At 48.3% G+C, this 11,170-nt stretch carries 11 protein-coding genes; 7 read left to right on the forward strand and 4 right to left on the reverse strand.

The window, feature by feature from the left end:
* The 5 genes from KDK13_RS01720 to KDK13_RS01740 form a co-directional block, all read left to right on the forward strand.
* Positions 1 to 2,103 (forward strand): hypothetical protein (locus KDK13_RS01720; RefSeq protein ID WP_257283047.1); only part of this gene is annotated, 2,103 nt, incomplete at its 5' end.
* 153 nt (positions 2,104 to 2,256) lie between these two features.
* Positions 2,257 to 3,108 (forward strand): serine aminopeptidase domain-containing protein, encoded by an 852-nt coding sequence (locus KDK13_RS01725; protein WP_257283048.1) that lies wholly within the window; start codon positions 2,257 to 2,259, stop codon positions 3,106 to 3,108.
* 159 nt (positions 3,109 to 3,267) lie between these two features.
* On the forward strand, positions 3,268 to 3,633 hold the full coding sequence (locus KDK13_RS01730) for a hypothetical protein (RefSeq protein ID WP_257283049.1): 366 nt from the start codon (positions 3,268 to 3,270) through the stop codon (positions 3,631 to 3,633).
* Positions 3,603 to 4,169, forward strand: coding sequence for a hypothetical protein (locus KDK13_RS01735; protein ID WP_257283051.1), 567 nt, complete (start codon positions 3,603 to 3,605; stop codon positions 4,167 to 4,169). The genes KDK13_RS01730 and KDK13_RS01735 overlap by 31 nt, the downstream gene beginning before the upstream one ends.
* Before the next feature lie 53 nt (positions 4,170 to 4,222).
* Positions 4,223 to 4,447 carry a DUF1272 domain-containing protein gene (locus KDK13_RS01740; RefSeq protein WP_257283052.1) on the forward strand — a complete coding sequence of 75 codons (225 nt, stop codon included), beginning with the start codon at positions 4,223 to 4,225 and terminating at the stop codon, positions 4,445 to 4,447.
* 6 nt (positions 4,448 to 4,453) lie between these two features.
* On the opposite strand, the gene KDK13_RS01745 is transcribed toward KDK13_RS01740, so the two are convergent.
* From KDK13_RS01745 to KDK13_RS01755, 3 genes are all read right to left on the reverse strand, one after another.
* Positions 4,454 to 5,506 (reverse strand): aldo/keto reductase, encoded by a 1,053-nt coding sequence (locus KDK13_RS01745; protein ID WP_257283053.1) that lies wholly within the window; start codon positions 5,504 to 5,506, stop codon positions 4,454 to 4,456.
* A 121-nt stretch (positions 5,507 to 5,627) separates the two neighbouring features.
* Entirely contained in the window at positions 5,628 to 5,882 is a 255-nt protein-coding gene (locus KDK13_RS01750) for a DUF3081 domain-containing protein (RefSeq protein ID WP_257283055.1), read from the reverse strand.
* A 36-nt stretch (positions 5,883 to 5,918) separates the two neighbouring features.
* Positions 5,919 to 6,374 carry a DUF3429 domain-containing protein gene (locus KDK13_RS01755; RefSeq protein ID WP_257283056.1) on the reverse strand — a complete coding sequence of 152 codons (456 nt, stop codon included), beginning with the start codon at positions 6,372 to 6,374 and terminating at the stop codon, positions 5,919 to 5,921.
* Positions 6,375 to 6,616: 242 nt separating this feature from the next.
* On the opposite strand from KDK13_RS01755, the gene KDK13_RS01760 reads away from it, so the two are divergent.
* Entirely contained in the window at positions 6,617 to 7,213 is a 597-nt protein-coding gene (locus KDK13_RS01760) for an HNH endonuclease (RefSeq protein WP_257283057.1), read from the forward strand.
* 79 nt (positions 7,214 to 7,292) lie between these two features.
* Entirely contained in the window at positions 7,293 to 7,604 is a 312-nt protein-coding gene (locus tag KDK13_RS01765) for a TusE/DsrC/DsvC family sulfur relay protein (protein ID WP_257283058.1), read from the forward strand.
* A 57-nt stretch (positions 7,605 to 7,661) separates the two neighbouring features.
* Here the strand turns inward: KDK13_RS01765 and KDK13_RS01770 are convergent, their stop codons facing one another.
* On the reverse strand, positions 7,662 to 10,142 hold the full coding sequence (locus KDK13_RS01770; protein ID WP_257283059.1) for an ATP-binding protein: 2,481 nt from the start codon (positions 10,140 to 10,142) through the stop codon (positions 7,662 to 7,664).
* Positions 10,143 to 11,170: the final 1,028 nt, after the last annotated feature.

Here is an 11,170-nt window from a genome sequence, read left to right on the forward strand (position 1 = left end):
TGCCTGAGGGGCCTGCCATTGAATGGCCATCGGGTCACACCGGATGCTGTGGCCAGGGATTTCCCGGATACTCCGGAAGGCAAACTCGGGTTAGCGCGCTTCAAGGCAGAATGCTGCCTGAGAGGGCTGCGGTTGAATAACCAGCCGGTCACAGTGGAAATCGTGGTTAAGGATTATCAGGCCAACAGGGCAGCACTCGAACTGGCACGCTTTATGGAACAGTGTTGCCTGAAGGGCTTGCTGTTCAATGGCCAGCTGGTCACACCGGAGATAGTAGTCAAGTGTTTTCAGCAAACCAGGGCAACACTGGAGCTGGTGCGCTTCAAGGAGCAATGTTGCCTGAGGGGCCTGTCGCTGAATGGCTTTCAGGTAACACCTGATGAGGTGGCTGGGGATTTACAGGCAGTCAGGGCCCCCCTGGAACTGGCGCGTTTTATGGAACAGTGTTGCCTGAAGGGCTGGCTGTTGCATGGCCAGCCGGTCACTCCGGAGACGGTGGATATGGGTTATGAACGGGGCGGCTGGTTGCTCGAAAGAGCTTATTTTTATTCTCGGCTGGCATTGAATGCCAGGGAATTGAACGGCAGTTATCTGGATAACCGGAGCGTACTGGCAGCCTTTGATGAAGCCCCTGGTAATCATGCCTCAAGGCAAGCTGAATACCTGATGCAAAGGTTGGGCCAATCCCGGGGGTATGATGAAACTGACGAAGCCCAGGATATCATTGAAAAGGCTTGGCAAATCGTCGACAACGTATCGGTCAGGGATGAGCAACGTCGATTGCAATGTCTATTGAAATTCATGGCCATGCAGAATCAATTGGCCATTGATCATCAGGGAGTGTCAGCAGAACAGGTATTGCAATCCATCAAAACCCTGAGGCACTCATATCAGAATTTACGCATCCATTTCTTCTTCCTGGCACACTGCCATATCACGAGACAATTCATTGATGGACAAAAAATCCACAAGGAGCAGGTTCTGGATTGCCTCCGGCAGTTTCCTGAAGGCAGCAAGTTGCGCCATGCTTTAGGCCGCTGGTTTGAACAATGCGGCTCCGAAGTCAATGTAATGGATACTATGCTGTTAAATTCAGGCAATCGTTTCAATAACGCCGGACATGGGGATAGAAGTCACCTCCCCGACGTTATTCCCCGTACAGAAAGCACTGGCAGACCTGCAAAGTCGGCAGAGGTATCCGTTGCCAATCCCTTTCCGAGGTTAAATGCGCTGGTGCTGAAAACCCTGGAGATTATTCAGGAAATCAATAGTTCTTTTAGTCATCCTCCCATTCTGATTACCGGCTCATACGCACGCTTTTTACAACACCGCTGCTCATCGTTCAATGATATTGACATTATCTGCACGGTCACAGAGTCCGCCAAAACACTTTTTGCAAAGCTGCAGGTGCTTAATACCGGCAGGGATTCAGAAATACCCCAGAACATCACCATCTGGCCTGTTCCGGGTTGTCAGGAGATTAACCTGCCAAAAGCCTACAACATTAATCTTAAAGATGGTGATTTGGGCATGAAAACCATGGGTTTCCAGGTCAGTGTTGACAACAGGGTAACCCACGGAAATGAAGCACGATTGGCCGTTCACGTCCCCGGCGTTGAAAGGCCGGTATGGCATTTGTCGTTTGCGGAAGAAACCAGGTTACTGAACGATACGCTGGAATATCTTGCTGATAACCTTGATCTGCTGACAGAGCTATTGCAAACAGGCATGTTATCAGACATTCCCCGAACCATTCTTTTCAACGCCCCCAAAAACACCGGGGACCGTATTTATGGCTTGCTGATGCGCTGCCTGCTCACCCTGAATAAAGCCAGGCAGTTTATCGTCCTGCACTCTGACGGAAAACCTGAGGACCAGACTCAACAGCTTCAAAAAGAACAACAACGCCTTCATGCACTCACTGAAAGTCTGCAAAAGAAACTGAGTAGCCACGCCTGCCGTAATGATTTTGTGGACAGGGTGAACGGCTGGTTATCGACAGCTCATCATTTTAATGAATATGAGATCAAGAGGAAGGAATTTATCAAGGCACTGCTTGCGCTGATTCAGCCTGAACAGCTACCGGCTGCAGATCAGCGTTAAGCATCAAGTCGGTGCAGGCTGCATGAAGGTCAGCGGTGAGACATAGCCTTTTGTGTCCTGAAGGCCGCCTGCCCGGTGAATTGAAGTTGACACTGGCTGCCCGTGGCGGCAACACTGAGCTGCCTGAGATATAAACCGTACATAGACGTATTTATGACAATAAAATCAATAATCATCGAAACCCATGACGGGTATCACCTTGCCGGTTCCGAGTTTGTGCCTGAGCATACCAATGGGATTGGTGTAATCATTAATGGCGCTACCGGTGTTTTGCGCAGGTATTATCAGGCCTATGCCGAGTTTTTATGCCAGCAGGGCTTTACGGTGTTGAGTTATGAGTTTCGGGGTATTGGTGAAAGCCAGCCGGTTCACAGCGATGCCCCGACGCCCAGCATGCTGCACTGGGGGCAGCGGGATATGGATGCGGTACTGACGGACTTTATCCAACGCCACCCCCTGTTGACTGTGAAAGGTATTGGTCACTCCGTAGGTGGCCAGCTGCTGGGCGTTTTACCGGATAACAATCGCTATTGTGGTTTTTTAAACATCGCATCACAGCATATTTACTGGAAGCACTGGCCAATGAAAGACCGGCCATTAACCGTGGTATTTTTCTTTGGTGTACTGCCACTGTTTTATACCCTGACGGGTGGTTTGCCCAAGTGGGTTTTAGGTGCAGAGTACCTTCCCAGACAGGTTGCCCGGGACTGGAGCCGTTTTGGTCGCAAAAAGGCATATATTGCTGATCCGGATGGACGGCCATTACGGAAAGGTTTTCAGGAGTTTACCGGAAAGATGCGCTTTTACGGCATGGCTGATGATCGACGTTTTGCCCCACCCTCCGCCGTTTATCAGCTTGAAAAGCTGTTCAGTAATGCAGACAGTCATGTCAAAATTCTGGATCCCAGGGATTACCAGATGAAATCCATTGACCACTTCGGATTTTTCAAAAAAAGCATGAACCGACAGGCATGGCAGGAGAACGCCGAGTGGCTACTGGGTTAAGTGGGGCAACGAAACGTCAACAGGCTCCTAAGGACAGGCATAAAACGATTTTTTTTCACTGAACGACAATGATGAAACCATTTAAAGAAGTACTGACAGTGATGGCGGCAGCCCATCTTGGCCCATTATCTGCGCAGGAGCTTGATCAGGTGGAAAGCCATGAATAATAATCACGTGCTCCTGCCTGAATTAAGGAAAGACTGCGTGAAGCTGACCAGAACCCAATTAGACAAAGCCGTCCAGCAACAGATTATCTCTGCCGGACAGGCTGATTCACTTTATGAGTTCCTGAAAAGCCACTCCGGCAACGAGCCACGCTTCGACTTCACTCATGTGCTTTATTATCTGGGCGGTCTGATCGCCATTGGCGCCATGTCCCTGTTCATGATTCTTGGGTGGGATTCTTTTGGTGGTGCCGGCATTGTCGCCATATCCCTGATTTATGCGGCTATCGGACTGAAAATCACCTGGTCCTTTGATACCCGTTTATGGTTATGCCTATTGCCGTTACGCTCTGGTACATGACCATGGATATCTCCCGCATGATTTCCGGAGGTGATTTTGACTGGGAACTGTGTACGCTGGTTTCTCTGTATACGGGGTTGATAATGCTCGGGTTTGCCTTCTGGGTAGATATCCGGTCATTTGCCAAAGGAGACTATGCCTTCTGGCTATACCTGGTTGGTGTTATCGCCTTCTGGGGCGGGCTGTCGATGCAGGATACGGACAGTGAACTGGGCAAGTTTATTTACCTGTGTGTTAACTTACTGATGATTGCTATTGGCGTTTTACTGACCCGCCGGGTCTTTGTGGTGTTCGGTGCCATCGGTTGCTGTGCTTACCTCGCCCATCTGGCCGGAGACGTTTTTCGTGACAGCTGGCTGTTTCCCATAGCGCTCACAGCCATTGGATTAGTTATTATTTACCTGGGTATTATCTGGCAAAAGAATGAGCCGGCGATCACGAAGAAAGCCCGCAGCCTTCTGCCACCGGCGTTGCGAGATCTTCTACAGTCGTTAAGCCGTATTTGCCCTGCCTGGGCTCGCTCCCTTTTGAGATAACCTTGTCAGTGTTAGCATGGTGTTCAGGAATATAAATTGAACAGGGATTCACCATGCTAAAAATGGAAAAACAATGCCAGCAGTGTCAGGCAAAAACCGGGGAAGTAGACCTGGCCTTTATCTGTTCCTTTGAATGTACATACTGCTCCAACTGTTCTGAACATTACGATTTTATCTGCCCGAACTGCAGCGGAGAACTGCTGCAGCGACCAAGGCGAACCCGGACGCCACTGGATGTCAGCCTGGACCGGGTAAAAAAGAAACTTTTCGGGAAATAAGTTTCGTTAAAAAGGTACCGGGTATTGACGGAACACCGCATTGATCTCGTCCAGCACCTCTGTTGATAATTTCAGGTGCCAGGCGTCAATATTTTCCTTTAGCTGCGCCAGAGAACTGGCACCAACAATCGTCGAAGAGACGCCTTCTGTTTGATATACCCAGGCCAGAGCCATTTGTGCCAGCGATAGCCCATGGCGTCTGGCTACCTCATGATAACCTTCGACCGCCTTGTGAGTCATTGGGGTATTCCGGAAGTGTCCATTTCTCTGGGTAACAGACCATCGGGAGCCTGCCGGAATCTGGCCGTTCCGGTATTTGCCAGACAGCACACCCCCCCCAAGCGGAGACCAGGGCAGATAAGCGACATCATTCAATACACAGGATTCCAGTAGATAGGGTGAGTCCTTGGCATGTAACAGACTGAACTCATTCTGAATAGATACCACTCTGGGCAGATCATGCTTCTCACTTAGCCGTACATACTCACCAATGCCCCAGGGCGTATCATCTGAAAGGCCACAATAGCGAATCTTGCCAGCATTGATGCAATCAGCCAGCCCATGCAGAATATCCAGCATTTCTGCTTCCTGCTGTGTACGATCCACTTGAGTATGGGGAACCATGCCAGGCCAGTGTCTGCAAAAATGCGGAGATATCCGGTTTGGCCAGTGCAGCTGGTAAAGATCAATACAGTCTGTATTGAGACGTTTCAATGAGCCTTCTACGGCCTCTTTAATACTTTTACCGCTGATTGGGCTGCCATTGCGTATCCACGGTAGCCCCATACCGGCAATTTTCGTGGCAATAACTACATCATCACGCTTGCCCGGATTGGCCCGGAGCCATTCACCAATGAACCGTTCAGTTTCTCCGCTGGTGTCTTCATTGGGGGGGACCGGATACATCTCGGCCGTATCAATAAAGTTAACTCCCTGATCCAGCGCGTAGTCAATCTGCTCAAACGCCTCATTAAGGGAGTTCTGTTGCCCCCAGGTCATGGATCCAAGGCAGACCTCTGTTACCTGCAGCTCACTGCATCCGAGTTTGATTTTTTTCACTGACCGACTCCCCGGTGTTTTTAAAAACGTGCATTATCAGTAATAGAAAAACACAATCAGGTGAATAATCAAATCAACGCGGCAAACTTATCCCTGAAAGGGCCAGCAAACAAATAGCCAATTATTGCTCGGCGATACGGTAAAGCAGCTTAATGAAAGCGTCTGTACTTTTCTGGCTGGCTGATTCAATGCCGAATTTATTGTGAAAATAGATGGACAGCTGACAGTCCCTATTCTCCAGAATAACCGTATAGCCATCATCCAGTGACCTGGCGGTAACACCATCCAGAAGATAGCCCCCGTCAACCTGTTCCCCCTTGTCCAATATGCGGGCAAATGCCAAAAGACACTTTTGAATATCGATATGTTGATCCACAGACTGACTCCTGCAGGAAAATTATTACTACCTTCTTTACGTCATTTTCAGGGAGGCATAAAGAAAACAGTGCAAAATAAACACCACAAGGGTGACAATGGCTCTCATGGACAGGTAAGACTTTACACGTCCATCCGCCAGGGGCTCTGCATGAACGCACTCAATAATCAGTGTTGCCAGATAGCCAATGGCAAGAAACACCAGTATCTGACGATCCGCCAGCCCTGCCAGAAGCCCTCCAAATACCCACAGTGCAATGGCATTACTGGCCAGTACTTTAATAACACTTCTGGATCGATTCTCGCTGTAAACCGCCTGCCCCCATAAGGAACCGGCCATAAAGCTGCAGATGATGACGGAATAAATAATGAAAAGTTCCTCGCCACTGGTATCAAACAGAGACTGGCCCCGAATGGATAGCGACAGGGAAATAATAAAAGGCGTGATCCCAAGCCAGGCAAGCCAGTACATGAGTCGTTGAAAGCGATCCACTGGTTTCTCCTTCGGTGGTCAAATTAACTGGATCAGGCCATATCGTTGCTTCAGGTTTATTATTGCTGAATGAATGTGTTAGCCTGAAATGGATAACAATCAGAATTATAGAGTCGATAAATTGATTAACCGAGCGGCCTTCCCGGTTAACGACAGCTGTTCTCAGCCAATGAGTTAATCGTGATTGGGAACGGCCCGTCAGGTTGACCTTTATCAGGGACTGATAAACGGGAGCCTCTGTCGTGTATATTCTGCGGTTGAATACTGCCGGCCAGCCTGTTGAGTGGCTTACCTGGCAGGAAACAGTATCCCTCTACTCAAGAGCGCTGGTTCACTGGAGCCTGGGCGACATTATTTACCGAATCCATGGCGGCTATAACCGATGGCTTGAAGGTCAAACGATTATCGAACTGCCAAGTATCATTGCCTGCGGTGGCAAGCGCCTTTTCCCCTGCCGCAACAATCCAGCCCTTACCAACTACTCACTGTTTGAAAGAGACAATTATCAGTGCATGTATTGTGGCCACTTCTTTAAAACAAGGGAGCTGACCCGTGATCATATTCTGCCAAAATCAAAGGGAGGCGTGGATGACTGGATGAACGTTGTTGCCGCTTGCCGACGCTGTAATCAGTTTAAAGGGGACCAGCTGCTGGAGAACACAGAGATGTCACTGACCGCCCTGCCCTATCGCCCCAATGCTGCCGAATATCTTGCCCTGGTTAATAGCCGACGAATCCTGCCGGACCAGGCTGACTACCTCAGAACCCAGTTTTCCAAAAACTGTCGCTGGAAAAGTCGTAATCGCAATAAACCATCCGGGCTATTCCAACCTGTTTAAGGATATACAGAAGCCCTGTCTATAAGCAGGGCTCCGGTGTAAAATCGCCACCTGTTCATTTTTTGTATTGGAATAAGCAATGCCCCTGAATCTCGACAACGATGGCTATCTGGCCAACCTTGACGAATGGAATACCGATGCTGCCACTGAGCTGGCGGCTCTTGAGGGTATTGTGCTCACTGAAGCACACTGGGAAATTATTCATGCGCTCAGGGCGTTCTATCAACAATATGAACTGAGCCCAAATCAGCGCCCCTTTGTTAAACATATTGCCAATACCCTTGGCAAAGACAAAGGGAACAGCCTCTATCTGATGATGCTTTTCCCTGAAAGTCCAGCCAGGGTGGCAGCCCGTATTGCCGGACTGCCACGCCCTACCAACTGCTTCTGAACCCAATAAGCCATCTGCCGGAACATAAAAGGAATCCCCTGAGACTCGACAGCGGTTTCAGGAACCGGGAAAGTCCGGGAACATATGCTTAAGCCGGTCAATAATTCGAAACTTGCTATCTTTTAAAGAATTTTCTTCGTTTATAAGCTTCAGAACCTTTTTGAAAAATAATGAGCGTTTATTGGTTTTGACCACCAGCTTCAAACCTTCGTCGTGTACTCTCTGAACAACATTCAAGAACTGCTCGATTTTAGGACAGAAATAGCGAGATTCTTTACCCGTCATATCACACTCCAGAAAAACAGCCTGATGCTCTGTTTTGGACAAATCGTTGAAAAAGTAATCGGGGCTCAAACGTCTGCTTTCCGGCAAATAGTAGTGACCCACCTGACGGACCTGGTTCGCCGGAATACCGAGTTTTCTGGTAATATCGTCTATGGATACAGCGTGTCTGGTGATCACTGCGGCCGCCTGGCAGCCCCGGTACTGACCCAGTCGTGATAATGAACCCTTAGCCTTCACTTCAGGCCTGAGCCACCATTGGTGACGGCAACTGTCTCCCTGCAAATCACCCAGGTAAAAAAAGTGATGGGCATTCCTGTCCAAGGGATCAATAATGCCGGGAGTTGCCGCTTTAACAGGAAGACGTTCATTTGAACTGACCATGATGGCTCTGTTCCCGGTCATCACCAGTTTCATGGTTTCTGACAGAATTTTTCTGGTGCAGCGGAACTCACCGCTGGCATGATCAATGACCACCAAATCCTTACCGACCAGCATTTCGTCGATCTTTCCAGACCATCGCGCGGCATCACCAGCAAGGTCCTGAAATAGGTCTCCTGCCTTATAAGCGTCCATATACAGGGTGTTGACACCATAGTCGGCTGCTTTTTTGGCAACAGCTACACAAAGATGGGTTTTCCCTATTCCCGGTGCGCCACTCAGGAATAGCCCCATGGGCCGACCTTTATCCAGGTTATCAATCACCGCATGGGTGAAGGCCAGGGCCTTCAGTTTCATCAGTTCCTGCTGTGGTGAGGCAGGTTCGAAACGATCGAAATCGGCATCAAGATTTTCAGTGGGGAACGATGATCCCTGATCAACCGGCTTAGGTTTCCTGCCCGGTGTGACAGTCAACGGCGGTTGCTGATGCCAGGCTTGATCGTGTTGTGAGGTATAATATTTCCAGCGTAAGGGATTGAAACGAAGCGCACCGGTGATACCAACAATGGGATGGTCATGGGACAGAATATGGCCGGTAAGTTGGCCATAACCCGTTTCACCTCGTTTAATGGCGCCGATTGTCTCTGGACTCTGTGGCTTATTATAACCATCAATCAGTATATTCTTGACTTGGTCGTATGTTTTCGGCTCATCAAAATTATCCGGATCAAACCCCAGATAGAGATTGTGCCCACTGCTGTTTTGCCCGGTGCATATCAGATTAAAACCCATAGCCTCACCGGATTTGTGCTTGGCGCAGTAGCTGTCAACACCCTGAATGTAGAGAATATCACCCTTTTTGATATCTGATTCTGACAGTTTCCTGCTCGCTGAATCAAAGGAGAGTTGTTTCTTGTAGAAAAGATCGTCAAACAGACAATAGAGAGGGTTAGTCATCTCGATCGGTTTTATGTCTCCAAATTCGGCTGGCAAATGTTTAGCCGTGGTTCCGCTGCCAGAGAAAAGCGAACAGGCAATTCTAAAGGTTGAGACCGGTGAACCAAAGAGGCGATTGAAATCATCGGTGCCAATAATGGTTTCAATGGCTCGATACTGACAGGCCAGCATGGTTGTTGCACAGTCCGCAATGGTCGGGCCATGAAAAAAAGCAGTCAGGTACTCACTGGGTGTATGCCCGTTACCCATCGCTACAAAGCTGGCATTATATTCCGGGTCAAAATAGTCGGTTATTGAGTGCACCCGCAGGAACGTACTTTTTGACAGCCCCGGAAGTTCATGAACCTGATAATCCTCAGAATAAAAAATACCCACTCTTTTTTTTGCTGTTTGCGCTGATGCCAGTTGACCTGCATCGTTACATACCCCCGGTGCATAATAACTGGCCATGACTATGTCCCGATCAGCGTAGGGTTGGTTGGTAAGCTGGAGCCAGTGAACCGTATTTACGGCCAATTGCTCCGCCAGGGGCAAAATGCTGAGACTTTTCGGGAAGTGTTGGAAAGGGGGCGTCAGTGCACGTAAAGCGGCGAAATGATTTTCTATTATCAAACGATCACGATAGCGGCCAGTGGATTTTTTTGTAACAGGTGCATAGACAATGGGTTTGCCTGGGGCAATTTTCCTTTTCCTTACGGCCATCCACTTCTGCTTGCTAACGTGTCTTTTTTTACGTCGGTTGTCGTAATCGCCCCACACTCCAGCTCTTTTTCTTTTGGAGGAGGGATTCAGACCACTCAGGGAATAACCCGAAAAGGTCGCAGTGGCGCTATTGTCAGCGGTTATTCCAGAAGGTTCAGAATCTGTTTTTCCGGATTGAACTATACCTGATTGATAACTGGCAAGTGCAATATCCACAATTATTGTCCTTTAGTCACTGATAATGCGGTTCTTGTCGCCAGCCCGTATGATTAACATATTCAGCACTTCAGGCAATTTCAGAGAAGTTTTGCTTTTGAGGTAATCCACCAGGAGCCTGTCCGAGAATAGACTGGCTTCCGGATAAACCTGTTATGCCAGTCGGTCCCAGGAATTACGAAAAGTCCGGGAACATATGCCTGAGCCGGTCAAAAATACGAACCTTGTTGTCTACTACACAGTTTCTTTCACTTTCATTGAGAACATCCAGTACCGTTTTTATAAATAATAAGCGTTCATTGGTTTTGACGACCAACTTCAAACCTTCGTCGTAAACTCTCTGAATAACATTCAAGAACTGCCCAGCTTTATCAATATCATGGGCAGATTTCCCCCCCCCCTGATATGACAATCCATAAAAACAGCCTGATGGCAGGTTCTGGATAAATCACTGAAATAGAAATCAGGGCTTATACAATCGCCTGCGGGTAAATAGGGTTGACCCACCCGACGTATCCGATCCGCTGGAATACTGAGCACAGTGGCAATATCTTCTATTGAAAAATTTTGACCATTGGATAAGGATTTAGTTCACTGCCTGATGGGGATGATCAGGTCAGGGGACAATTACCGGGATGGCAAGAGTCGAGGGCAAGAGTCAGGTCTTTGATCGTGCGCCTTTAGATGATGCAGTCAGGACAGCATAAAATCTGAAGCCCTCAATTCAATTTATGCTGCAATAATCCGGGAACCCTGTTTTTTATCTCGACTTAAGAGCCTGTATGAAACGACGGTTTGGTCAGCTTTCTATAATGATCAAGTTTTGATCAAAAAAGGAGGCGACTGGCATGAGCGGCCTGTTTTGTTTTCAAAAAAATTTTGTCAGTGCCTGTTGACTCGGATTACTCATGGGTTTTCTGACAGGCACTAAATAAATGGTGAATGAGTGGCGAAAGGGAGAAACTTTTATAAAAAAGCGTGGTCTTAATCTGTAATTCGATAGTTCAATAATTCAATGGATCAAATCA

The sequence above is a fragment of the Endozoicomonas sp. SESOKO1 genome, from assembly GCF_024606265.1.
Lineage (GTDB): Bacteria > Pseudomonadota > Gammaproteobacteria > Pseudomonadales > Endozoicomonadaceae > Endozoicomonas.

Bases quoted from the DNA above. Each gene is read 5' to 3' on its own strand.
- KDK13_RS01725 (WP_257283048.1), top strand. From the start codon at position 2,257: ATGACAATAAAATCAATAATCATCGAAACCCATGACGGGTATCACCTT.
- KDK13_RS01730 (WP_257283049.1), top strand. From the start codon at position 3,268: ATGAATAATAATCACGTGCTCCTGCCTGAATTAAGGAAAGACTGCGTG.
- KDK13_RS01735 (WP_257283051.1), top strand. From the start codon at position 3,603: ATGCCTATTGCCGTTACGCTCTGGTACATGACCATGGATATCTCCCGC.
- KDK13_RS01740 (WP_257283052.1), top strand. From the start codon at position 4,223: ATGCTAAAAATGGAAAAACAATGCCAGCAGTGTCAGGCAAAAACCGGG.
- KDK13_RS01765 (WP_257283058.1), top strand. From the start codon at position 7,293: ATGCCCCTGAATCTCGACAACGATGGCTATCTGGCCAACCTTGACGAA.